This is a genomic window from Paenibacillus sp. MAH-35 (genome assembly GCF_058135425.1).
In genome coordinates, this window is sequence record NZ_JBYUPU010000005.1 from 229,784 (window position 1) to 253,404 (window position 23,621).

Sequence of the window (23,621 nt, forward strand, 5' to 3'; positions counted from 1 at the left end):
CCGATTGCTTTATTATAGGAGAATCCGGAACGGAACACGTTTCCTTCCACTACCAAAAGAGGTGTATGATGGACCACAAGCAAACCAAAATTAACTGGGTCGTCGCCGGTCTGCTGCTCGGCATGTTCGTCGGCGCGCTGGACCAGACGATCGTCTCTACGGCGATGCCTACGGTCATAACGGAGCTCGGCGGCTTCGAGCATTACGTGTGGGTGTTCTCCGCCTACATGATCGCCACCGTGGTCGCCACGCCGATCTTCGGCAAGCTGTCCGACCTGTACGGACGCAAGCTGTTTTTCCAGCTCGGGCTCGTGATCTTCCTGGTCGGGTCGGTGCTATGCGGCATCGCCGGCAGCATGACGGAGCTGATCGTTTACCGGGCGGTCCAAGGGATCGGGGGCGGCGCGCTGATGCCGATCGCCTTCGCCGTTATCTTCGATATTTTCCCGCCGGAGAAGCGAGGCAAGATGAACGGGCTGTTCGGCGCCGTATTCGGGCTGTCGAGCGTATTCGGACCGGCGCTCGGCGCGTATATTACCGATTATATCGACTGGCGCTGGGTGTTTTACATTAACCTGCCGATCGGCGCCGTCGCATTAACGCTTATGCATTTCGGCTACCGGGAGAAAGCTTCCCTTCGCAAGCAGAAAATCGACTGGACCGGCGCTACTTCGCTGGTAGTCGCCATCCTCAGCTTCATGTTCGCGATCGAGCTTGCCGGCTCCGATACGTTCGCTTGGGGATCGTGGCAAATTATCGGTCTGTTCGTTCTGTTCGCGGCCAGCTTTTTGCTGTTTATCGCGACCGAACGCAAAGTGTCCGATCCGATTGTAGAACTGAAGCTGTTCAAAAGCAGATTGTTCACCGCCAGCCAGGCGATCGGATTTCTGTACGGCATCATCATGGTCTCGGGCGCAACCTATATCCCGCTGTTCATCCAAGGCGTGTACGGCGAATCGGCCAGCGCGGCCGGCCAGACGCTCACCCCGATGATGCTCGCCGTCGTCGCCAGCAGCATGCTGGGCGGTCCGCTCATCAACAAGATGTCGTATCGCAGCATCATGCTGATCTCTACGATTATTCTTGCGGTATCGATGGCGCTGCTCGGCACGATGACGGTCGACACTCCGAGATGGACCGTTACGCTGTACATGGTGTTCGTCGGACTCGGAATCGGCGTCAACTTCGTCGTGCTGAACATCTCGGTGCTTCACGGATTGCCCGGGCAATACAAAGGCGCGGCGATCTCGCTCATCACGTTTTTCCGTACGATCGGTTCCGCGATCGGCGTAACGGTGCTGGGCGTCCTGCAGAAAGTGAATTACAAGTCGGGCATCGAAGCCTCGTTCCCGCCCGACCAGGCCGCGCAGTTCTCCGATCCGAAGGCGCTGCTGATTCCGCAGGTGCGGGAGGCGTTGCCGCAGGAAGTCGTCCAGAGCGCGACGAAAGCGCTGGCCGGCTCGATCTCGTATCTGTTTCTGATCTCGATCCTGATCACCGTCGTAGGCTTTGTCTTCGTTATGCTGCTCGGTCGCGCCCGTATGGAGCTGTCGTCCGGGGACCCGAAAACGATGGAGCCCGGGCCGATCGGCCACTGATGCTCCATAACGGCGCCGCGGGCAGCAAGGGTCCCGCTCGGCTGAACATGTAAAAGGTTCGCAGGACACGGAAACGGCCCCATTTCCAAACGAAAGGACCTCAAATTCCACTGTACAAGTGGAGGTTGAGGTCCTTTTTCTCGGGGGAAAACGGTCTACGCAAATCTCAAAAAATCGCAAGCGACTTTGGGGACAACCTCGTTTTGTCGTTTGGAAAGGAGCCGGATCGCTTGGTTGCTGATCGCAGGAGACACGGGCCGCATATCGAGGTTTAGGCGCGCGCACGACTATCTTTTTCTCGTCTGCCTCTCGCCACGCATAAGCTGCTTATGCACATAATTATTGCGCCGCTACTGCATGATTCGGTTCCGGATGTCATATCGTTAGTAAAGATGTTTTTCGGAAGGAGTGTGAGCGATATGCCGTCTGTCATCTTGTCGCCGATTCGGATTACCAGCGTTTCCGGCACCGTCACGTTTGGCGATGTGATCCAAATTTCGCCCAAGAGCACTTCGAAATCGTATTCGGGTTCCGGGGGAGGGAATACGGGAGATTTCTTGCTGACCAATTCCTTAATCAGCAATACGAATACGAGCGACCCGGATGTTCTGGACAGCCTGACTGCCCTGAACAACTGACCGGCCTGTCGGCCCGTTTCGTTTTCAAGAGCGTTCGGGACCCGCCGGCGGCGATCCATCCGAGCGGAGTCTGCTTCGACAACGCCATACCGGCTGCGTCTGCCCGACCCGGCCGATGCCGCTCGTAACTTTGTCAAACCTACAGGCTGCAGACTCCGCATTCGCCCTCTGAGCCGATCCCGATCCAAGAAACCGCTCCCTTAATCCCGAAACCGGATAGGAGCTTCGTGAAAAAAATCGCCGTCCGCTCTTTTCCGCAAATGCAGCTGCAGCACTCCGTCCTTGTATACCGCCTTGCAGCTGGACTCTATAACTTGGCTGCCCAGTTTGATTATTTGGCTGCCTTTGCCGGGCAGCCCTTCCAGTTTCACCACATTTGCGCCGACCTTTACGCGTACATTTTTGGCTTGTGTCTGGTCCGGAATCGAAATTTTTACGATCACACTGTTATGCGTCTCGAATACTTCCGTGCTGTATTTTTTGGACGATAGATTCAGCTCGCTATTTTGCGGAAATGCCTGTTTGATGGCATCCTGGACGTAGCTCTCGATCCAATTCGTATCCTTTAATCGGTCAGCCGGCATTTGAGGCAACCTGGCGCCAAAAAATTGCTCGAAGCTTTTCCAGTCGAAATTTTGCAAAAAGTTTTTTTTGGGATCGTCCATGGCCACCTCTCCTTACTTAACAACCATTATATGAACGTTTTCCAAATAAATGAGCTTCGGTCAAGTCCGGTATCCTATATTTCTGATCCGACTCTATAAGCGTATGGCAAGGATTCGCTCAACTTTTTTATTCCTAATCATAGTCTTGAAGAATCATGCATAAGAATGAAACAATCCATCGTTAAGGGTGTTAACTATGCCGGCGATCGTAGGGAATATTAAAATTTTAAGCGTAGGGAACAGCTCCATCGTACATATAGGGGACTCTCTTCAACTATCGCCGACCAGCACCTCCAAAACATTTGCGGGTGCCGGATCGTTCAATACGGGTGTCAATATCAAAACGTTCAACGGTGTCAATAACACCAATACGCTGGACGCCGCAATTGCGGATTCGAACACCATTTCCTTATGGTAGGCGGGTGTTGTGATGAACTTAGTCGTGCATCAAAGCATAGTCATCCATCAGTTGAAAGTGGAGGCTGTCCAAAACTCTTCCGTGCTGCAGATCGGGAGTGCCGGCATCATCAAAAGCTTGTCCAAGCTGTACAACACCGGCGGATTCACAGAGCCCGCTCCCACGATCGGACAGATCGCCCCGGAAGCGCCGCTTGTTCCTTTGCCCAACCCTTCGGGCAGGGATTCGCTGTAATCCGGTCGATACTTATAAGTGCGAGTTCAAAAAGTCCGGTTTTCAGCACCGAGAAGATGGGATGAAGCTAGGAAATGAGGAGCGGAGCGTAGTGAGAGCTTTTGTGAGCACCGGAAGTTCCGACTGAATTCCATTTTCGATGTCGAGTAGGCTTTCGGATCGGCTTCGTGATCAAAAGTGGACTTTTTGAACAACCTCTATTACGTCTTATGGGGATGGAAAACAATGAGCTGTCTACCTCCGTATCCTTTTCAGCAGCTGCAAGACATGCTGCAATGGCAATATCAGAAGCTGCAGGAGCTCGAATACAAAGTCAAGCAATTAGAAAATGACATGGAGCGATTAAGCAAGCAGCGGCCGATGAACGTGGAGAAAATCGAATATAAATTCGATCAGCTCAAAATCGAAAAGCTCGAAGGCACGCTTCATATCGGGGTGTCGCCGGGCGGAGACAAAACGATTGAAGATTTGACTGTCGATGGAGATCCTGTGGAGACGGTCACATACAATAAAGATTTGTACCAATGCGTAAACCGGCGGATTGAACAATACCTCTCGGACGAATGTCCGGCCTACATCCGCAGCATGGAAGAGAAGTATCAGATGATTATCGGGCACGACTACCGGAATACGATGATCCGGGACATCCGGGGACAAGTCGACAACCGCATCGAAAATTACATCAAGTCGATGCCGCTCGGCCGCGGCCAGGACGAACACCCGAACCGGAAGGAGCAGGCGATCTACGAAAAGCTGAAATCCGATATCGAGGTCGCGATCGACCGGCATATTCAGCATCATAAGAAGAAGGGATGAGGGACATGAAGTTTAGCGTCGAGAACAAGGAACTGACGGTAGGCTCTATTCAAATTACCGGCGTTGCCAGTTCGTCCGTCTTATTGATCGGCGATACGAAAGTCATTACGTTGTCCTCCATATTCGATACGCCCCCTGAATCGCTGATAGTCGGTCCCATCGTGCCGTTGACGCTGGAATAAGAAATGGCAAGAATCTCGATCGTCCGTAACATCCACATCAACGACGTTGTGCTAAGCTCTACTATTCTTATCGGCGATATCGTCGACATCAATTTGCGCAATAAGGCGCTGGCGGTGCAGCGCGAAGTTGCTTCCTACCATTCAAAGGAAGGGAATTTTGACGACTACCGGATTTTTGCCAAGCCGATCCCCCAGCCGGATGTATACGAACAAGTCGATTTTAACGTTGTGAACCGCAGTCCGTACATTAAAGTTGGAGATGTGGACATCATCGGCGTCTCGACTTCTGCCCTGCTGCAGGTCGGCTCCAATCAAACGATAAGAGCCGATTCGCGCACCAAACATATCCGGCAGTTAAAAGGCAGCCCGTGAGAAGTTCACAACCTAGCAACCAGGTTGTCAGGTCAAGTGGATGTAGCTCTGTTTTGTCAAATACAACCAAAAAGGGGCTATCTCCAGAATTTTTTTCGATTATGCGAGCCGTGCTTAGAACCGGTTTTCCTCAAAAAAAGGACCTCAGTCTCCACGTTCAGTGGAATTTGAGGTCCTTTCGTTTGGAAAGGGCGGCGCTCCATGTCATGCGAGCATTTTTGGGACAATCCTTTGTGTGCTGCAATTTCGTGCGTCTACTCGACAAGATCGAGCAGCTGGCTGAATTGGGTAATGATCATATCGGCCCCATCCAGCTCGCTGTCTTTCCCGAACTGGGCGTAACGGCAGCCGACGACCGGCAAGCCGTTCTCCTTCCCAGCTTCCACGTCAGACGAACGGTCGCCGACCATCCAGGCCGAACGGACCCCGTGATGCTCCAGCAGCAGCCTGACCAGATCCACCTTGGAGCGGGTCTTGTATTCGCCCGCACTGTATAGGCCGGTGAACAGATCGTCCAATCCTTTCAGCCGGATAACTTCCTTCACGTAACCTTCCAGCCCGTTGCTGGCAACGAACAGCTTGACGCCTTTGGCGTGCAGCGCTCTTAACGTTTCTTCCACACCTTCGTACATAACCCCTTCTCCGCGAAGGAGCCCTTCCGTCTGATGGCGGAGCAGCAGCTCGTCCGCGCGGCGGCGAACCGCTTCGTCGCTGTCGGGCAGCACTCTCGCCCATATATGTTCCAGGAGCATACCGAGACTGCTCAAGATAAGTTCCTTCGGTGGCGTGCCGAGCGTGTAGGTGCCTTCTTGTCTCAGTTCCTCGAAAGCGGCCTCATAAGCGGGCAGCAGCAGCGTTTCCGTCTGGAACAGCGTTCCGTCCAGGTCGAACAGCATCGCTTCCGGGCAAGTTCGTTTCATCTTTTGTCGGTCCCCTTTTGCAACGGTAGATTTGAGGAAATAATACTAATCAAACCATGTTTTCAGACGGATTGTCAAATGACCGGGATAAGAGGATTGTAAAGGAAATGACTGTAGCTAAGAAAATGATTTTCGTGTATGATAAAATCATACAAAAATTATTTTCACACCCCAGATCAAACATCCCGTTTAAGCCGCATTCCGAAAGAGGTGACACGCTCGCATGTCCGATTTGCTAAGATCGATCCGCGAGCAAATGCCCGAGCTGAATCCGAAGGAGCAGACGATCGCCGCGTTTATAACCGAGCATCCCCAGCTCGTCGTACGGCTCGGCATAACGGAGCTGGCGGACCAGTCGCAGACGAGTGCGGCTACGGTTTCCCGGTTCTGCAAAAACTTTCATGCGGGAGGTTTCGCCGGACTGAAGCTGCAGCTCGCCACCGAGCTCGCCCTGCAACCGGCGGCCGACTCGTATCAGGACATTGTCGCGGGCAATACGCTGGAAAGCATCGTGGCCGCCATGGAAGCGAACCACATCCGCTCGATCTCCGATACATCCCGCCTGCTGGACCCGAAGCAGCTCGCACGTGCGCTGGACGCGCTGCGAAACGCCGGTCAGATCGATATCTACGGCGTCGCTACATCCGGAGTCGTCGCTCAAGACTTTTACCAGAAGCTCGTCCGGATCGGCCGCAGGGCGACCGCGTTTTCCGACCCGCACATGCAGATTACGTCGGCATCCATCCTTGGCGAAGGAGATACCGCATTCGCCATCTCGTATTCGGGTGAAACGCCGGAGACGATCGATGCGCTCCGGTGCGCGAAGGAGCGCGGAGCCGCAACCGTATCGCTGACGAAGTACGGGCCGAACACCTTGTCGTCGCTTGCCGATATTCCGCTATACACCTCTTCGCTGGAAGAAGGAATGCGCCGGGGGGATATGGCTTCGAGAATCGCGCAACTGCATGTCGTCGATATTTTGTTTACCGGACTGGTCACGGAATCGTTCGACGAATATGTGCCCAAGCTGGAGCAGTCGTATCAGATGGTCAAAAAATACCGCAAAGAAAAAGGGAGATAACACACACGATGAACATTTTAACTTTCCGCTCTAACGAGGAATTAAACGAAGCGGGCGCAGGCATCATCACCGGACTCGTACAGACCAACCCGCGGGCGGTGCTCGGTCTTGCTACCGGCGGAACCCCGGTCGGGATCTATCAAGAGATCGTCAAGTCGTACAACAAAGGGATGGTCAGCTTCAAATCGGCCACCTCGTTTAACCTCGATGAATATGTGGGCATTGCTGAGGATCATCCGGAAAGCTACCATGCTTATATGAAGCATCACCTGTTCGGCCATGTCGACTTTGCTGCGGAACGCACCTATCTTCCGAACGGCAACGCGGAAAACCTGGAGCAGGAATGCGCCCGGTACAACCAACTGCTCGAAGACGCGAAGCAGATCGACCTGCAGCTTCTCGGCCTCGGCCATAACGGACATATCGGCTTCAACGAGCCGGACCATTCGCTCGTCAGCGGCACTCATATCGTCAAGCTGAAGGACGAGACCCGCCAGGCGAACGCCCGCTTTTTCGATTCGATCGACCAGGTGCCGACTCATGCGCTGACGATGGGAGTCGGGGCGATTTTGAAAGCGAAAATGATTCTGCTCGTCGTACGCGGCGCGGACAAAGCGGAAATCGTCCAAAAGGCGCTGCAGGGCCCGATTACGACCGAGTGCCCGGCATCGCTGCTGCAAACGCACCCGCATGTCGTCGTTCTGCTCGACACCGAAGCGGGGAGGCTGTTGAACGCATGAGCAGAAAAATCGCGATCACCAATGCAAAAATCGTCACCGAGCAAGAAGTTATCGACGGCGGCACCATCGTTCTGAATGGAGGAATCATCGAGTCGATCAGCGCTTCTCCGTACGCCGGCGGCGATGCAGAGACGGTCGACGCGCAAGGCGGCTGGGTGCTTCCGGGCTTTGTGGACGTTCACGTTCATGGAGGCTACGGCGCCGACTGGATGGACGCGACGAAGGAGTCGATCGACACGATCACCCGGTTCCACGCCGGCCACGGGACGACTTCCATCGTCGCTACGACGCTGACCGGACCTAAGGATCATCTCTCCCAAGTGCTGGACGTCGTCGCCGCCTACCGGTCGAAAGACATGCCCTACGCTCAGGTGGTCGGCGTTCATCTGGAAGGACCATTCATTAACCTCAAATGGAAAGGCGCGCAAAATCCGGCCTTCATCGTCCCTCCGCAAAAAGCGTGGCTTGAGGAATGGACCGCTAAACATCCCGGTCTCATCCTGCAGCTGTCGCTTGCACCTGAAACGGAAGGCGCGCTCGAGCTGATCTCGTGGCTGCGCGCGAACGGAATCAACGCGGCTGCGGCGCACACCGACGCCACTTACGATCAGGTGATCGCGGCTGCGGACGCCGGGCTGAACCAGGCGGTGCATACGTATAACGCGATGACTGGGCTTCACCATCGCAACCCGGGCACCGTCGGCGCCGTTTTGACCGACGACCGCATCCGGGCGGAGATTATCGCGGACGGCCATCACGTCCATCCGGCCTGCATCCGGCTGCTGACCAAAACGAAAACCGAGGACAACCTCCTCATGATTACGGACGCCATGTCGGCGGCCGGACTGGAGGACGGCGAGTACGATCTCGGCGGACTGGCGGTTATCGTCTCCGGCGGAGTCGCTACGCTGAAGGAAGGCAACAGCCTCGCGGGCAGCACGCTGACGATGATCGGAGCGCTGCAGTACGTCGTTGGCAAAGTCGGCGTCACCGTCCCGCAGGCAAGCCGTTATATGAGCGGCAATCCGGCGCGCCAGCTCGGTCTCTTCGACCGGACGGGCAGTCTCGCCCCGGGCAAGCAAGCCGACGTGCTGATCGTTGATCCGGAGCTTCAGCTTCAACGCATCTGGGTGAAGGGCAAGGAGCAGGAAACGTTCGGGAGATAAGCATTTGCACCAAATAGGTGTTAACCAAATAGGCGTACCTACGAAAGAAAGCCTGCAAATCATTCGCAGGCTTTCTTTCGTTATATTCCCAATTTCACTCGCCATCGCCTAAGAAGCAAATCAACTCGGACATCAGCGCTGATAGCCGGGGATCGCCATGCTCCACAACCTTTTGCCCGACGCAAAGTACAGCCGGCCGTCCACATAAGCCAACCCGGCCGTAATGGCCGGCGGTTCCGCATGCAGCGGCACAAGCTTGAAGGAGCCGGTGTCGATCCGGAAAAACGTTCGGGTTCGGACTCCGTATATATGCCCCGCCTCATCCTTCACAAGGCCGTTGCGTACGACACCGCCCATCTCCTCGATATTCTCGGTATGGATCACTTGTCTCGACATCGGGTCATATACGAAATAATGTTTCGCCGTGAACGCATGGACCTTGCCCTGCCCGTCGATTTCCATCAAAGCTACTTCCGGCTCCCCTTGCACCGGCACTTCGCTGTAGACGACCCGTTTCGCCTGCCAATCGAGCCGGTACAGCCTCCCCTCCGTTTCTTTGGGCTTGCCTCCGCCCGGAGCTTCCACGCTCGTGCCGCACAATAAATCGCCGCCCGGCAGCGCGACCATACAAACGGTGCTGTGGTAAGGAACAAGACGCTCGTTGGGCAGCAGTTCGTCTTCGCCGGTTGTCACATTGCGTATGTACAAGCCGCCGCCGATCGCACCGTATCCCGCATAGCCGCCAAATACGGCGTGCTCTCCGTCTGGATGCGCCAGCGCGCAGCGCGGGCGGTAGATCGCTTCCTGCGATGCGACCAGCTGCGGGTTCCGCCCCTCCGCCGCCGCATCGGTGACGATAGGCCGGGTTGTATCGATAAGATGGACGTGACCTCCCGCATAAGCCGCTCCTGCAATCCGGCCGCCCAGCACCGCATAGGCGCAGATGTTGCCGCCGCCGCCTTTCTCAATCGCCTTGCCGCCGAAGTTCTCCACGGCACCGAAGTGCGGATCGTACCGGTACAGCTGGAGCGGGTGGTTCGAAGTGCCGTAGATGCGGCCGTCGGGACCCGCCACGAGCGGCGACAAGTCGGCGCCGTCCGTCTCGTACGACAGCCGGACCGGGAAGCTTTGGCCCGAAGACTGGTCCAGCAGGACGACTTCCTTCTCCGCCAGACTCATCTCCAGCAGCACCCACGGATGCGGGAAGGCGCGATGGACCGTCTCAAACCCGGTTCCGCTATAGGCGCTCTTCGCGACTTGCTCGGCCGTTACGGGACTCATCCGCCCTTGCTCCAGCCGGTACCACCGCGGTTCAGACCCGCCAGACTCGGTATCATAATAACCGTACACGCGGCCGTCCGCGCCCCGATGCACCTTCCCTTGACCTTTCCGCCGCTCGCCGTCCGGCACCAGGGAGCGGGCTTGCAGCGTCACCGGGTCTACGGCCGCGATCGTTTTGCGCTCGGTTCCGATCCCGCCGTAGATCCAGCCATAGGCGTCCACGGCCAGGCTGAACGGATATTTCTCCTCCGCGTCCAGCTGTCCGATCACCGTCAGCGTTTTGCGCTCCGGCTCATATTTCATTAGACGGCATTGCGGATAAGAGGCTGTATAGATCGTCCCCCGGCCGTCTTCCGCGAAGCAGAAGCCGACGATTTCTCCGGGCAGCCCGGGCCGGGCGTAATCGGTAAACCGTCCCCGGAACGGGTCCAGCACCATGAACATCCCGCCCGCTCCGACATAAAACATCCCGTCCTCGCTGCTATAGGAAGCAAACGGGTAATCGACATGCTGCTCCGGAAACGGCACCTGCAGACTGGTCCTTTCCTGCGGGTTTACAATAACGACATAACCGCGTGCCGCTATTACCAGACGCGTCTCTCCTTCGCGATTCGTGCAGATGGCCGCCGTACGCCCTTCGTTGGCTGGTACGGGAACGCCGTGGTCGGTAAACGCTGCTAACGTTTCCTTTTGTTCCGGCATGATGGTTGCCTCCTAAACTTTAACCTGAATACAACCATTATACAGGTTACTCAGCCAACGCTCGAGTTCCTAATTGGACGAAAAATAGGAAAAGCTTTATTCGTTGCGCATTCCAAGGAGCGGTGCTCGTTATGCAGGCAAGACAGTGCTTCGGTGAGCCGAACCTGATCGGCGGGTAAAGAATGTTCCATTTTACCACTTTAACGCTTTAGTAAACTTAAACATTCTTTAACGTTAAAAAGAACCGGGGCCAATTGGTCCCCGGTCCTTCGCAGCTGCGCCTTACAGCGCGCAGCGCGTATCCATAATTATTTGCCCATCAACGTTTTCACGGCTTTGTAGATCAACGTTCCCGAGAATAGGACCATAGAGACGATGCCGACGCCGTCTAATACCGGTTCCAGGCTGGATATCATCGTACCGTCGAGCGGCAGCTCGGTCAGCACATATCCGGCCAGAACTCCTCCTGCATGAGTGAGAAGTTTTTCCATGTACCTCCACCTCCCGTACGTCATATGCTGCCAGTATATGCAGCAATCTCTCAACGCGCTTGGACAAGTGCACCGATTGGTAGGAGATGGACGGCGGCGCGGAAACCAATTTTTTCAGAAATGGTAGTTTCTAAAGAGCCGTTCATCGGGTTTCTAACGAGCCCTTCGTTGGATTGCCGATGAACCCAAGCGTTGCCAGCAGGACAGCCGACGTGTGACCGGGCACCGCACGCCGGGATCGCGAGCGGCGCGGCCTGGGAGCAGCTTGTCCTTCCAACGCTTATTCGGCCTCATTGGTCCTTTTGGAAAACCTCCAAAAAGCTGCCATCAGCAAGCTCCGGCCTCCCCCGAAACGGCCGACGAATCCCGAACCGAAACGGACCGGATAGCCGTTCTCCCCCCTAAACGCCGTACCCCATTCAGAGCACAATCGGTAATTGAATTTTCTATGAATCCGGGTATACTTGAAATATACGTTCGGTTGTGAAGCACACGCCGCTTTGATACACGCTGCACCTTGACTGGTGGGTTTGTGTCAAAGTGGCTTCTTTATTTTTAGCCTAAGTAGAGAGAGGTGGGATTCGATGTCAAGATTTGAACAAGCCTACGAGGAATGGGTACGGTCGGCCATTGCCCATGAAAAAAATCATAGAAGAGTCGAACTACTGGAGAAGGGACTCGGCCACGGTACTCACGAGTTTCTACGCTCCGTCTGGTTTCCGGCTGTAAAAAACTTTAACCATCTGTATCCGGAATGGGAAGTACGCGACTTCCACAACGGTTATCGCTATCTGGATCTGGCTTATATGCCCGGCGGCGTAAAAGGAGGCATCGAGATTCAAGGCTACGGATCGCATGCAAGAGATCTCGATGTGAGACGCTTTAAGGACTTATGCTGGCGGCATTGCTTGTTGACACTGGACGAGTGGATGTTTCTTTCCATCCCTTACGGGTCCATTACCGATGAACCCAAACGTTGCCAGCAGCTTGTCCTTTCCTTTATCGGGAAGTTTGTTGCTATGGATGTGCCCGAACCTTTGACTTGGCTGGAGGCGGAAACCGTTCGTTATGCGAGGCGGCTGCTTCGACCGTTTACACCTTCGGAGTTGGCCATTCATTTGCGGATCACGGATCAACATGCGAGGCGGGTTCTTCATAAGTTGGTCGAACTTCAGCTTCTGCTAGTGGTTAGCGGTAAGCAGCGTTATCGTACGTACGGCTTACGAACTCAATAACTCTTATTGAGTCCACTTGTAGCGATCTGCATTGCTACGAACTACATAGGCGTTATTACGATCCTGCGATTTCATTCCCGTCTATTTACTCGTCCATAAGGCTGCTGGAGTTCGTTACATCAAAAAAGAAGCCATTTTCTCGGCAATAAGCGCGATTGAGTTCGTTAGCTGAGAGACACCTTCAGCTGGCTGAGACACCTTCGGCAGACTCAGACACCTTCAGCAGCTGAGTCACCCCTTGCCAAGGCTATGACACCCCCGCCCAAGGCTGTGGCACCCTCGGCAGAGTCACGGCTGCCCCCTAGCAAACTAAATAGAGAAGCCGGCCGCTATCCACAGCAACCGGCCTCTCTATCGAACGCTTGATGGCGATGATGCTAAAACATCAACTCCAGCCACTGCTCCTTCGTGACCGCCCCGAAGTACCGGGTCAGATCCACCTCGTCCAGCAGCGCCCGGACCGCTTCTTCGTCGTACTTGACGCCGACGAGCTTGTCCGCGAATTCCTGCGCGTCCCAGGCTCCGAAGAAGTCGCCGAATACGGCGGCCTCGGCGATTTTGCCGCCCTCCACGTTCAGGCGGACGTCGAACGTGCCAGCCCCCTCGATCCGCAGCGTCTTGCGGACGTTAAACGAAGGGGATCTGCCGTAGTTCCAATCCCAGTTGCGGTACCGCTCGTCCGCCAGTTTCCGGACGGCTTCCCAGTCCGCCTCCGCAAGCTTGTACTCGGGAATGTCCGTACCGCCGAATATGGACCCCAGCAGCCGTTGCCGGAATTCCCCGATCACGATCGGCTCGCGCAGAAATTCGGAGATGTTCGCCACCCGGCTGCGAATCGATTTGACGCCCTTCGATTTGATCTTCTCCGGATTTACATTCAGCGCCGATACAACATTGTCGATTTGCGATTCGAACATCAGCGTACCGTGGCTGAACATCCGGCCTTTGGTGGAATATTGGGCGTTGCCGGATATTTTGCGCTCTCCGACCTGGATATCGTTGCGACCGGTCAGTTCCGCCTCGACCCCGAGCCCACGCAGCGCCTGCACAACCGGCTCCGTGAATTTGCGGTAATTGTGAAACGACTTGCCGTCGTCGTTCGTGATAAAGCTGAAGTTCAGATTGCCGAGATCGTGATAGACGGCTCCACCGCCGGACAACCGGCGAACGACGTGAATGCCGTTGTCCTTCACATATGCGGCGTTTATTTCTTCGACTGTATTTTGGTTTTTGCCGATAATGATGGACGGCTCGTTGATATAAAAGAGCAAATAGTCCTCGTCGGCCGGGAATGTTTTCAGAGCGTATTCTTCCAGCGCCAGGTTAAGCGCCGGGTCGGTAATGCCGCGGTTATCGATGAACAGCATGGCGTCTTCTCCTTGTTCCGTTACGGTAGTCGGAAGGCCTTCGTCCGGAAACCGGCCTCCTCTCCCACTATACCGCAACCGGCAGGTTCGTTCCACCCGACCGCCGCCGCTTCCCTATCCGCCTCCAGTACGGCGGCTATCCGTCCCGAGCGCTTCCTCTCTAAATCCTATAGCAAATAACCGTTACGGACACGTTTGCGCCATAACAATTTGACAAAATAATGATTCCTTACTGGCAAACCGGAAATATGAACGCGATTTATGGTAACATTAGATGGAGAGAAATATAGGAAGGGGCGGGCATCTCGTGGAGCGCGTACAAAAACAGACACTAAGTCTCGACATACGGACGAGATCGTTCACTAAAGTTGTATTCGATACAATTAAGATCGGCATTGTGAAATCGAACTTAATTGCGATGTTCGCGGGTCTGTGTATGGCCCTTTATGTCGAACAATTGTCCATATTTGATCAGATCGGTCCCATCCTGTTTGCCTTGATCGGTTCTTCCTTGGTGATCGGTTCGGCAGGCGTTTTCAACAATTTGTATGACCGGGATATCGACGCCATTATGGAGAGAACGAGAACGAGACCGACCGTAACCGGACAGGTCGGCACGAAAAGCGGCTTGATTATCGGTTTCTCGACAGCATTTCTCGGGACGATCGTCTTGTATTTGGCTTCGCCGCTAGCCGCTGTATTCGGCTTTCTCGGACTGTTTTTTTACGTTTTTCCTTATACGATGTGGACGAAGCGCAGAACGATTTATAACACGGAGGTCGGAAGCTTATCGGGCGCTATGCCGCCGCTGATCGGTTGGGCGGCTATCTCGGACGACATCACTCATCCGGCAGCGTTGGCTATTTTTCTGATGATGCTTATTTGGCAGATGCCTCACTTTTACGCTATCGCGATTCGGCGCATGGAAGAGTACCGGGCAGCTAACATTCCGATGCTGCCTGTCGTGAAAGGCATTCACAGAACGTACGTGCAAATGAACGCATATTTGGTGGCGTTGCTGGTATCCAGCGTGTTATTCTGGTCGCTTCATCCGATTATCGCGTTGACGAATGCCGCGCTTAGCCTTTGGTGGATCGTTCTTAGCGTGTCAGGCTACCGCCGCAAACCGGAGAACAAATGGGCGAACTCCATGTTCGGTTTCTCGCTGCTCCACATTACGGTTCTGATGCTGGGCATTATCGGGTATTCGCTTATCGTCCCGTTGTTTCATTAAAGGCAATAGATATATGCCCTTGTCTTGAAAACGTTACTTGCACTTGTCGCCGACAACCGGGAAATCTTATGGATTAGTAAATCCATATCATTTGTAACAAACCTGATCGAGCTGAATAGCAGACGGGGATGCCTTGGTACACATCCGTATTTGGTGGACGTGTACTTTAGGAGGCATCCCTTTCTTATACCCGGCATCGGCAAAACATATATTGCAGCGACCGTGGACGTTGTGTAAGCTGTACGATGAATGTGTTGATCGTTTTGCCAAGTATGCTCCGGATGGCAACGAGCAGGCCTGCATCCATCCACTTCTTTTTTTATTTGAGCCGCTCCGTCTCGATCATGTTGTTGATTTCTTCCTCCGCCTGCAACAAGGCGGTATTCACATCCAGCTGTTCATCGCGGAACAAGACGAACTTCTTGTTCACGATATCCTCCGCCTTGCTACGGTACTGCGAAGCGATCGGATAGGGGACCGGGGAGCTTTTGAAAATGCTTTGAATATTCTTGTCTTTCAGGTACGGCTTGCTGCGGCCGAAAGCCGCCTTAACCTCATCGCTTTTCAATGACGTGATTTGACCGTCGGCAGACAGCTCCTTTTGCACCTCATCGGATACCGCAACCTCAATCACGCGCAGCGCATCCTCCTTGTTTTTGCTTGTCGGCGTAATCGCCATGACTTGTACACTGGCGTTGGCAAATATGTTTCTCCGCTCCGGATAGCTCGGATACTGCGTCACATCCCAGTTCAGACCTTCCTTTGTCGGCGTTTCCAATGCAGAAAACAAATTCATGCTCGCGAGCATCGCCAGATTCTTTTCCTGCATAAAGTCATTGTTCGGCGTATGGCCCGGCTGAATCATATTTCCGGGTATCTTATACATCGATTTCACCAGCTCAAACACTTGCTTCCACTGATCCGTGCGGACGGAAGCTTTCTCGGTCTTGTAGTCTACCGCGGCAGCCGACAACGGCTGGGAAATCCAAATAATGCCCGCCCCCGGATCGATGCCCCGATACTGCACGCCGCCTTCCAGGCGCGTGACCTTTTTGGCCAGTTCCACCACTTCACTCCACAGCATCCCTTCTTTCGGGTAAGCGCTTCCGAATTTGTCGAACAAATCTTTGTTATAATATAGGGCATGGAAGCTGCGGCTGATCGGAATGCCGTACAACTCGTCTCCGGGAGAGCTCACCCGAGTGTCCCGGATCATCGTCTCGTCAAACCGGCTTAGATCGAAATTTTGCGTTTTTGCCAGTTCCCGGTGGTCAAACTCCAGCTGTTTTGTCCGGTACTGAGCCAGGTTTCCATTAAAAGTAAAAATAAGGTCGGGCGTCATTCCCGCCGTAATCAGCTCAGCCAATGTCGTGCCCTTTCCCGGACGGATCAAGTCTAAAGTAATATGCGGATATTTTACCTTCAGCGCGTCTTTGATCGTTTGCTCCGTAAACGCATCAATGTTCGTGTTGTCCAGTGCGGCACTAATTGTAACCGATTTCAGTTCGTTTGAAAGTTTTTTCACTCCTGCGCCTTCACCGAGATCCCCCGCCGAGCCGCATCCTGCCGACAGTAAAACAACTGCTGCTGAAATCGCGAGTAATGTCTGTTTTCTCCCGCTGCCGTGCGCCATTGATTGAGTCATTTCGTTGACCTCCCATTTGAATTGATTCGTATACGATGTTTCAAGTGTAAATCCGAAAGCTTTACATGAACATGCACAAACTTATAATAGAGTGTAGACATTCTTTCAATAAAGCAGGTGATGAAAATGATCGAATTATGGCAGGTGCGCGCCCAGATGTTCGCCTACATTTACTGGAACCGCAAAACGACTTTCGAAATCGAAAGCACCTCCTATCCGAAATGGTGCATGTTTGCCGTCGAGGAAGGGGAATTTTCCTATCGCATCGGGGACGAGGAGGGGATCGGTTCCGCCGGAGATCTGGTGTTGTGTCCGCCGGAGACTTCGTTTCAGCGCCGCATCAAGATGCCGCTGTCGTTTCATTATTTTCATTTCGATTGGGTTCACCGCGATACGGGAGAAGTGGTATCTGCGGCGCTGGCCGAACGGCATTTGCTGCCTTGCCGTCTGCCGCTGGCACGTACGAACCGCCTGCAATCCGTCTTCGGTTACTTGCGTTCGTTCCCACACGCCAGCGCCCAGAAACCCGTGCTTCGATGGGTCGAGCACCTGGTGGACGATTTGCTGTTTATGTTTATGACGGAGCGCCATCTTGTCCCTCTTCATCTCGACAGGCCCACCACAGATCCGCTTATGGATCAAGCGGCGCTGACCATTCGTCAGCAGGCTTTCGAAGAGCTGAACCTGCACAGGGTCGCTTCTGCCTACGGCTTAACTCCCGTGCAATTTTCCCGGCGCTTTTCGGCGGCCTTTAACATGACTGCGCTTGACTATTTGACGACCTTGCGTCTGGAACGAGCCTGCAAGCTGCTGCAGGAAACGACATTGAACCTGGAAGACATCGCAGAAAAATGCGGATACCGCAACGGCTCGTACATAAGCCGGCTGTTTGTCAAAAAGCTGCAGAAGACACCGTCTGAGTTCAGGGCGGCCCATCGCTTGTAAACTCGGTCACTTGCTGCGCTTCCACAAAACGGAAAAAAGCCCGCTACTTGCATGGACTTGATTCGGATTATGTTTTTGTCAGTCGACATCCCTTTCAGCATCAGAACATGCTTCAGTCACTTTTACATGCGTTCCGAAACGAAATATGATTTAATATACCAAAGGAGCGTGATGCAATGGATATCAAATCGTTTTTATATCCCAAAAATGAGGTCTCTTACCTCACGACATCCTCTAATATGAAGGAAGCCATGGATAAATTGGAGGCGAGCCACTATACAGCGATTCCGATCTTGGACGACAATGGCCTATACTTCGGAACCCTGTCTGAGGGAGATTTGTTATGGAAGCTGAAAGCAACACCCGGTCTCAGTTTCGATACGATGCACGAAATCCCCGTTACCTCCATCAAGAAACGGCTGAAAGTCGAATGCGTTGCGATCAACGCCGATTTGGACGATATGCTGGCGCTGGCAGCCGATCAGAACTTCGTTCCGGTCGTAGACGCCGATCGCGTCTTCCTCGGCATTATTCGCCGCAAAGATATAATCGCATACTATACCCGGAATATTGTAGATTAGTTGGAAAGACCTGATCTTGCGGATAGCAGGCTGCCGTTCAACCGGCAGCTTTTTTGTTTTTCATTATCCCGTCCGGTGCAAATCAAAGGGTACGGATGCCGCACACTTGAGCGGCCCTCCGGTATATGTCCCGCAGCTCCTCCGTGCCGACAAGCGTATGGTTATGCTCGAACGTCAGGTGGAACGCCGAATTCCGCTCGGCCAAATGACGCAAATACAAGTAAGCATCTCCGCAGCTGTCGTCCCTGCCATCACATTCCCGTACAGGCAAGTGATGCCTGAACGTGTCTTCCTCATACCGGACGTTGCTGTAATGCACCAGATAGACGCAGGAGGCGAGCCGGTCGATCCAAGCGTACGGATCGAAACCGTGGAAACACCGCCGCGTGATATCGAGCCTGGCGGTGTCGACGACAAGCCCAATCTCGCGAAATTGCAAAAACATGTCGGTGAAAATATCCTCGTACTCGCCAAAAAAGTCGTGCTCCAGCAAAATCCGCTGCTTATAGCGATGTTGCAGCTCGGCAAGCTCGTGGAACATCCGCTCGGAGATGTCGCGGAATTCGGCCCGCGGAAGCCGGTCGGAGGCATATCGCTGCCGCTCTCCAGGCAAGCGGCGGTACAGCTTGCGAATCGGCGGTTGAAAGACGGGGAGGTACGGATAGTGAAACAAAATGTAATCGGCCCCGTAGCGGGAGGCAATCCCGGTTTGGGCCTCGACCTCCCTCATGGCCTCGCGTCGTTCCTCGGCGTCCGGGGCGTTCAGCAGCGGCAGTTCGTAGCCGTTATCGCCCAGAATCGGCCCATGCACGCCGTAGCGGATTCCGCTCCGCTCGCAAAATAATTGTACCTCCCGCAAGCTTTTCTCATCGGCATAACGACAAATCTCAAGTCCGTTCAGCATATCCAGCTGTACCTGCTGCCACTTGACCGGGTCGAGCTTGTCCCACATGCCCATCTGCAATCGTCTCATCCGAGTCCCCCTAATAAGCTATATCGTCCAGTACTAATAATCTCCTAAATTGGACGGTTCGGCAACCGGTTTGGTTGCGCGCTTCGGCTGCTGGATGTTCCGACGCTTCATCGGCACCGGGCCGCACTTCCTGTTCAGGGCAAGACGGCAGACGGCGCGGGTGGGGCGGCAAATCCCTGCTCCGTCGTTTGGCCGGAAGGGTTTCCCCGGCGGGCGACGAATAGTTTTTTACTGGAGGTGTTCTAGTTTCTTATGAACCAGCTAACAAAATCGGTATCGCACAGAATCCATACGTTTACGGAAGCTTGGCTTGAGTGGCTTGGCGGCGGCAAATTCCCGGTCGCATTTTTTGGCGACAGTACGTTTGACGGTGCCAATACAACCGATTGGGTCCGCAATACGATCGGCGCCGACAACCAATCCCCGAACGCATTCTCGAAAAAGCTGGAGGAGCTGCTCCGGCAGGCGACCGGCAACGACAGCTTGCGCATCTACAATGCCGGCTTCAGCGGTCAGACGGCCAGATGGGCAGTGAAGGTCATCAGCGAGGAGTTCGGCGAAGCTTCCGCCTACAGCGACGTCAAAATGATCGGAATCGGCTTCGGGATTAACGACCGGCTCGGCTATCCGAACGAAAAGGCATACCGCGAAGGCTTCAAGCGATCAATCGTGACGCTGATCGACTGGTGTTATTCGCGAGGCATCCAGCCTTTTCTGCTGACGACCCAAGCGACCGTAGAACCGGGGGTGCTGACGCAATATGCGGACGAATACCCGATGCGGACGAGCGAGCACATTCATTCCGCAGCCAATGAGGTAAAGCGCGAGCTAGCGGACGAATACGGCTTGCAGCTCATCGATCTGAACGAGTTCGGCGAAAGCTTCCTGCTCTACTCGCCGCTTAGCACCGCAGCGATCATCTCGGACCGGCTGCACTTTGGAGATGCCGGCCACCGCGCAGAAGCCGAGTATTTGTTCTCCCGCTTCTGTCCGCGCACGATCGCCGTCGACTCTTACACCAAGATCGACTATTCGAGCCAGCGGGTGTTCGACTGCGTGCCGGAGGATTGGCTGACCATGCCGGATGCCCCTTCCGGCAGCTTCAAAGTGTATGTGGACCGCACGAAGGCGGATACGTCGGATCTGGGCATCCTATCCGCTTGGGTGTTCGTGAGCTCCAAGAAGAAGCTTCGCTTGTCAGCGTACCGGGGAAGCTCGGCGGACAGCCGCACCTACGTTCGGATCAACGGCGAAACTAAATCTCTGGAAAGCCCCGAGACGGTAATCGGCGATCTGGACATCGGGCTGTACAAGCTGGAAGTTTTCACAGGACCGTCGGAGCGGGTTGACTTCAAAGGGTTTATTTTGGAGTAAACGGGGAATTTGCCCGTTTCCAAACGAAAGGACCTCCATTTCCACGGTAAAGTGGGGGTGGAGGTCCTTTTTCTCAAGGAAAATCGGTTCGAGGCGGCGCTCGAATCAGCCGATTCTTTTCTTGACCATTCGCGTTACCCGTTTTCCGGATTTTGGAAGAGGAAATACTCTTGCTTTTTCCACATACGTAACACCGGTATATTTTTTCAACTCCAGTCTTAAACTTGGAGAATCGCTGTTCGGATTTCGTACTAACCTGTGGTAGATCCATACTTCGTTAGGAGGTTGACCCTAATTCCAAAAACGACATTTAGAAGCCGCCGCTGAATTACGTCTGCGGCGGCTTGCTTCTTCGGCTCCGTCGTATGCCGTACCAGACTCCGGCCAATACCAGCACCAGCAGCAGGGAACCGGCTCCGATCGCCGCGTACTGCCCCGGTTGCTTACCCGTAGGGGGAACCGCTTCGCTATCTTCCCAAAGCTTCTCTTCCCCGGCTTCAAGCGGATGATCCTGCAGAAATTGATTGTACGTTTCGGTGTACGGATGTTCCGTGGAATTCGTTCCCCGATAACTTTCAGTCACCCGATTGTTTTGTATGACCGCGATATTGTTGCTGTCCGAGGTAAAAGAAAGCTCCCCGTTATTCACCTGCAGCAATACCATCACTTCGGTTCCGACGGGCGGGATCGCCTGAATGACAGCGCCTGTCGTATAAATAAACTCTTTTACAGTCACACCGCTGCGGTGGAACGGCTCCATGTCGAAAGACTCGGGCTGCTTTAGCACCCGATGGATAAGGATGACGGCTTCCTGTCCTCCCTGCTTTTCTTTGGAAGGCTGTAATTGCTCCACTTTGCCCGTGACGATCACATCCGACTTTTCGATCATTTGGGCCGGCGGCAAAATAAGAAGCTTCGCATCAGCTCGAGGTGGAAACCATAAGCTAAAAACGAGCATGAGAGTAAAAACCGGCATAAGGCAGCGGATCGGACGCATAGACTCCCCTCCATTTCCGGATAATAGCTGCATGCTTATATGACGATGAAATCCTCAATAGGTTGCAGGTCGAGGAGGATTTACAGGGCGGATAAGGACTAATGCGCACAATCGGAGCTTGCGAATCCAGCGCGGGTTTGCTATCATGAGTATCGTCGATTACCTAACTACCGTTAGTTAGAAGAACGGAAGGAGCGATCGTTTATAACCGCTACCGCTATTAAATCCGCCGCGTTGAAACTGTTTTCCGCACACGGCTATGAAGGGACGCCTCTGTCCGCGATCGCCAAAGAAGTAGGGATTAAGACTCCGTCGCTGTACGCGCATTTCGAGAGCAAGGAGAAGCTATATTTTGCCGTCTACGAAGAGGTGCAGGCCGAGCACGTCCGCAAGCTCGAAGCGTTGATCGAATCGGTCCGGGAGGAAGATACCGGGACGAAGCTGTATACGATTTTGTCGGAGACGTGCCGCAATTACTTGCTCGATGAGGAAAAGGCGGCGTTTCTGAAACGGGCGATGCTGTTCCCTCCTTCCTCCTTGCAGGACGAGCTGCAGCGGCGGTTCATGGAGGCGGAGAAGAGACAAACCGCCGTCTACCGCAGCATTTTCAAAGCGGCTATCGAGGAAGGATCGATCGCGGGCCGGGATGCGGACGACTTGCTCGCCGCTTATTACTGCCTGCTGGACGGATCGTTCGTACAGATGTTTTATTACGGCCCGGACCAGTTCCAGCAGCGGCTGCGTTCCGTCTGGTCGATATTTTGGGAAGGAATCGCCCGCTGATGCATCGTCGATCAGAAGCTTATCTTACAACTAGAGAACGGAAGTGGAGTGGGAGACATGGCTTGGTTTTATTTGGTGATTGCCGGTTTATTTGAAGTGGTATGGGCTTTCGGCCTGAAATATTCGCACGGGTTTACGAGAATCGGCCCGAGCGTCATCACGGTCGCGGGGATGGCCGTCAGCTTCTTTTTCCTGTCGCTTGCGCTGAAGTCGCTGCCGATCGGTACGGCCTACGCTATCTGGACGGGAATCGGGGCGCTGGGCACCGTCATCGTCGGGATGATCCTGTTCGGCGAACCGAGAGAATGGACGAAAATCTTGTTCCTGCTGTTTATCGTGACAGGCATCGTCGGTCTGAAAGTAACGTCCGGCGAGTAATCCGAATCAACAGGCCTCATACTAAGGGTAGCTTACTCTTCTAGCGAAAAGGGAGGAACGAGAATGGATCGAACCGGAATCCAGGTGCCGTTCGGCTACGAACCGCCTGAGGAGACGTCAAAAGGCACGCTGCTGATCTACGACAGCTTCGACCTTGGCGACGATGAAGACAGCCCGTCGTCCGTCGCCGGCGATTGGCTGGACCGGCAAGGACTTGCCGAGCTCGCCGGATGGGCCGAGCGCCGGTTTATTTCACGCGTGGTTTGGTACGTGCCCCATGAGGAGACGCTGAAACGGATGGGCGTCCGGTTCCCGGCGCCGATGTACAAGCGCGAGGAGGCGCTTCGCGAAGCAGCCGATTCGATCCGCTCGGGAGTCCGAACCGAGATCGACACGTGGGAGCGGAAGCGTAAAAAGTATACGCCGATGGACACCGCGCTGCGTTATATGGAGGAGCGGTACAAAGGACCTTACTTCCTCGGCCTGTCGGAAGGAACCGCGAACCGGTTTGCCTCTTATCAGGGCTTCGAGGAGTGGATACGCAAAATCCGGCTCGTCGTCGCCGCAGGCCCCGAGTTCCAGCCGCATCCTCATCTCGGCAAGCATGCCGCGCGCTGGAATGCCGCAACTAAGCGCGAATAGAAAAACAGCCGCTTGGGACCTGGTGCCGGGTCAGAGCTTACGTGCTGTGCCTGAATGGGCCCGGCGATCCGTCAGTCCCTTTCCAGCACAAGCACAAAATAAGCTCTAACCGGGTACGGGCTCCTTGCGGCTGTTTCCGTATCCAGCAGTTGTATGATTCAAT

General features: G+C 54.3%; 26 protein-coding genes. 18 read left to right on the forward strand and 8 right to left on the reverse strand.

Annotated features, from left to right (window positions below; genetic code table 11):
* The first annotated feature begins 68 nt into the window (after nt 1-68).
* On the forward strand, nt 69-1,598 hold the full coding sequence (locus AC3Y2E_RS07505; protein ID WP_379208742.1) for an MDR family MFS transporter: 1,530 nt from the start codon (nt 69-71) through the stop codon (nt 1,596-1,598).
* Nucleotides 1,599-2,017: 419 nt separating this feature from the next.
* Nucleotides 2,018-2,236 carry a spore germination protein gene (locus AC3Y2E_RS07510; RefSeq protein ID WP_379208744.1) on the forward strand — a complete coding sequence of 73 codons (219 nt, stop codon included), beginning with the start codon at nt 2,018-2,020 and terminating at the stop codon, nt 2,234-2,236.
* A gap of 200 nt (nt 2,237-2,436) precedes the next feature.
* On the opposite strand, the gene AC3Y2E_RS07515 is transcribed toward AC3Y2E_RS07510, so the two are convergent.
* Nucleotides 2,437-2,901 (reverse strand): Hsp20/alpha crystallin family protein, encoded by a 465-nt coding sequence (locus AC3Y2E_RS07515; protein WP_379208747.1) that lies wholly within the window; start codon nt 2,899-2,901, stop codon nt 2,437-2,439.
* Nucleotides 2,902-3,097: 196 nt separating this feature from the next.
* Between AC3Y2E_RS07515 and AC3Y2E_RS07520 the strand changes: the two genes are divergently transcribed.
* The 5 genes from AC3Y2E_RS07520 (at nt 3,098) to AC3Y2E_RS07540 (ending at nt 4,923) form a co-directional block, all read left to right on the forward strand.
* Complete coding sequence (locus tag AC3Y2E_RS07520; RefSeq protein ID WP_190929366.1) at nt 3,098-3,319, forward strand: spore germination protein; 222 nt, start codon at nt 3,098-3,100, stop codon at nt 3,317-3,319.
* Nucleotides 3,320-3,331: 12 nt separating this feature from the next.
* A complete protein-coding gene (locus AC3Y2E_RS07525) occupies nt 3,332-3,553 on the forward strand; it encodes a spore germination protein GerPB (RefSeq protein WP_190929365.1) in 222 nt (73 codons plus the stop codon).
* A 225-nt stretch (nt 3,554-3,778) separates the two neighbouring features.
* A complete protein-coding gene (gene gerPC, locus AC3Y2E_RS07530; RefSeq protein ID WP_379208751.1) occupies nt 3,779-4,369 on the forward strand; it encodes a spore germination protein GerPC in 591 nt (196 codons plus the stop codon).
* 5 nt (nt 4,370-4,374) lie between these two features.
* Nucleotides 4,375-4,551, forward strand: coding sequence for a spore gernimation protein GerPD (locus tag AC3Y2E_RS07535; RefSeq protein WP_379208753.1), 177 nt, complete (start codon nt 4,375-4,377; stop codon nt 4,549-4,551).
* Nucleotides 4,552-4,554: 3 nt separating this feature from the next.
* A complete protein-coding gene (locus AC3Y2E_RS07540) occupies nt 4,555-4,923 on the forward strand; it encodes a spore germination protein GerPE (RefSeq protein ID WP_379208755.1) in 369 nt (122 codons plus the stop codon).
* A gap of 254 nt (nt 4,924-5,177) precedes the next feature.
* Here AC3Y2E_RS07540 and AC3Y2E_RS07545 read toward each other — a convergent pair whose 3' ends face one another.
* Nucleotides 5,178-5,843, reverse strand: coding sequence for an HAD family hydrolase (locus tag AC3Y2E_RS07545; RefSeq protein WP_379208757.1), 666 nt, complete (start codon nt 5,841-5,843; stop codon nt 5,178-5,180).
* Between the two features lie 223 nt (nt 5,844-6,066).
* Here AC3Y2E_RS07545 and AC3Y2E_RS07550 point away from each other — a divergent pair, with 223 nt between their 5' ends.
* The 3 genes from AC3Y2E_RS07550 to nagA are packed head-to-tail and all read left to right on the forward strand — an operon-like array spanning nt 6,067 to nt 8,830.
* Nucleotides 6,067-6,924, forward strand: coding sequence for a MurR/RpiR family transcriptional regulator (locus AC3Y2E_RS07550; protein WP_379208760.1), 858 nt, complete (start codon nt 6,067-6,069; stop codon nt 6,922-6,924).
* Nucleotides 6,925-6,932: 8 nt separating this feature from the next.
* Nucleotides 6,933-7,664 (forward strand): glucosamine-6-phosphate deaminase, encoded by a 732-nt coding sequence (gene nagB / locus AC3Y2E_RS07555; protein WP_379208762.1) that lies wholly within the window; start codon nt 6,933-6,935, stop codon nt 7,662-7,664.
* Nucleotides 7,661-8,830 carry an N-acetylglucosamine-6-phosphate deacetylase gene (gene nagA, locus AC3Y2E_RS07560; RefSeq protein ID WP_379208764.1) on the forward strand — a complete coding sequence of 390 codons (1,170 nt, stop codon included), beginning with the start codon at nt 7,661-7,663 and terminating at the stop codon, nt 8,828-8,830. Before nagB ends, nagA begins: the two co-directional genes overlap by 4 nt.
* A 132-nt stretch (nt 8,831-8,962) precedes the next feature.
* Here nagA and AC3Y2E_RS07565 read toward each other — a convergent pair whose 3' ends face one another.
* On the reverse strand, nt 8,963-10,813 hold the full coding sequence (locus AC3Y2E_RS07565; protein WP_379208766.1) for a hypothetical protein: 1,851 nt from the start codon (nt 10,811-10,813) through the stop codon (nt 8,963-8,965).
* Nucleotides 10,814-11,121: 308 nt separating this feature from the next.
* Nucleotides 11,122-11,304: a hypothetical protein gene (locus tag AC3Y2E_RS07570; RefSeq protein ID WP_190929356.1), complete on the reverse strand. Its 183-nt coding sequence runs from the start codon at nt 11,302-11,304 to the stop codon at nt 11,122-11,124.
* A gap of 584 nt (nt 11,305-11,888) precedes the next feature.
* Here AC3Y2E_RS07570 and AC3Y2E_RS07575 point away from each other — a divergent pair.
* Nucleotides 11,889-12,539, forward strand: coding sequence for a transcriptional regulator (locus AC3Y2E_RS07575; RefSeq protein WP_190929355.1), 651 nt, complete (start codon nt 11,889-11,891; stop codon nt 12,537-12,539).
* A 377-nt stretch (nt 12,540-12,916) separates the two neighbouring features.
* On the opposite strand, the gene lplA is transcribed toward AC3Y2E_RS07575, so the two are convergent.
* Nucleotides 12,917-13,906, reverse strand: a complete 990-nt coding sequence (gene lplA / locus AC3Y2E_RS07580) for a lipoate--protein ligase (protein ID WP_379208769.1) — start codon at nt 13,904-13,906, stop codon at nt 12,917-12,919.
* A gap of 274 nt (nt 13,907-14,180) precedes the next feature.
* Between lplA and cyoE the strand changes: the two genes are divergently transcribed.
* Nucleotides 14,181-15,140 (forward strand): heme o synthase, encoded by a 960-nt coding sequence (cyoE, locus tag AC3Y2E_RS07585; protein WP_190929353.1) that lies wholly within the window; start codon nt 14,181-14,183, stop codon nt 15,138-15,140.
* Nucleotides 15,141-15,459: 319 nt separating this feature from the next.
* On the opposite strand, the gene AC3Y2E_RS07590 is transcribed toward cyoE, so the two are convergent.
* Nucleotides 15,460-16,785, reverse strand: a complete 1,326-nt coding sequence (locus AC3Y2E_RS07590; protein WP_379208771.1) for an ABC transporter substrate-binding protein — start codon at nt 16,783-16,785, stop codon at nt 15,460-15,462.
* A gap of 126 nt (nt 16,786-16,911) precedes the next feature.
* Between AC3Y2E_RS07590 and AC3Y2E_RS07595 the strand changes: the two genes are divergently transcribed.
* Together AC3Y2E_RS07595 and AC3Y2E_RS07600 are read left to right on the forward strand one after the other, a co-directional pair.
* A complete protein-coding gene (locus AC3Y2E_RS07595; protein ID WP_379208773.1) occupies nt 16,912-17,730 on the forward strand; it encodes a helix-turn-helix domain-containing protein in 819 nt (272 codons plus the stop codon).
* Nucleotides 17,731-17,906: 176 nt separating this feature from the next.
* The gene (locus tag AC3Y2E_RS07600; RefSeq protein ID WP_379208775.1) at nt 17,907-18,311 is read left to right on the forward strand and encodes a CBS domain-containing protein; all 405 of its coding nucleotides are present in this window, start codon (nt 17,907-17,909) and stop codon (nt 18,309-18,311) included.
* Nucleotides 18,312-18,393: 82 nt separating this feature from the next.
* Here the strand turns inward: AC3Y2E_RS07600 and AC3Y2E_RS07605 are convergent, their stop codons facing one another.
* Nucleotides 18,394-19,284 carry a sugar phosphate isomerase/epimerase gene (locus tag AC3Y2E_RS07605; RefSeq protein ID WP_379208778.1) on the reverse strand — a complete coding sequence of 297 codons (891 nt, stop codon included), beginning with the start codon at nt 19,282-19,284 and terminating at the stop codon, nt 18,394-18,396.
* 252 nt (nt 19,285-19,536) lie between these two features.
* Here AC3Y2E_RS07605 and AC3Y2E_RS07610 point away from each other — a divergent pair, with 252 nt between their 5' ends.
* Complete coding sequence (locus AC3Y2E_RS07610; RefSeq protein WP_379208780.1) at nt 19,537-20,658, forward strand: SGNH/GDSL hydrolase family protein; 1,122 nt, start codon at nt 19,537-19,539, stop codon at nt 20,656-20,658.
* 328 nt (nt 20,659-20,986) lie between these two features.
* On the opposite strand, the gene AC3Y2E_RS07615 is transcribed toward AC3Y2E_RS07610, so the two are convergent.
* On the reverse strand, nt 20,987-21,562 hold the full coding sequence (locus AC3Y2E_RS07615; protein WP_379208782.1) for a hypothetical protein: 576 nt from the start codon (nt 21,560-21,562) through the stop codon (nt 20,987-20,989).
* A 327-nt stretch (nt 21,563-21,889) separates the two neighbouring features.
* Here AC3Y2E_RS07615 and AC3Y2E_RS07620 point away from each other — a divergent pair, with 327 nt between their 5' ends.
* The 3 genes from AC3Y2E_RS07620 (at nt 21,890) to AC3Y2E_RS07630 (ending at nt 23,458) form a co-directional block, all read left to right on the forward strand.
* Nucleotides 21,890-22,438 (forward strand): TetR/AcrR family transcriptional regulator, encoded by a 549-nt coding sequence (locus AC3Y2E_RS07620; RefSeq protein WP_379208784.1) that lies wholly within the window; start codon nt 21,890-21,892, stop codon nt 22,436-22,438.
* Between the two features lie 57 nt (nt 22,439-22,495).
* Nucleotides 22,496-22,816, forward strand: coding sequence for a quaternary ammonium compound efflux SMR transporter SugE (gene sugE / locus AC3Y2E_RS07625; RefSeq protein ID WP_379208786.1), 321 nt, complete (start codon nt 22,496-22,498; stop codon nt 22,814-22,816).
* Nucleotides 22,817-22,879: 63 nt separating this feature from the next.
* Nucleotides 22,880-23,458 carry a hypothetical protein gene (locus AC3Y2E_RS07630; protein WP_379208789.1) on the forward strand — a complete coding sequence of 193 codons (579 nt, stop codon included), beginning with the start codon at nt 22,880-22,882 and terminating at the stop codon, nt 23,456-23,458.
* Nucleotides 23,459-23,621 lie beyond the last annotated feature (163 nt).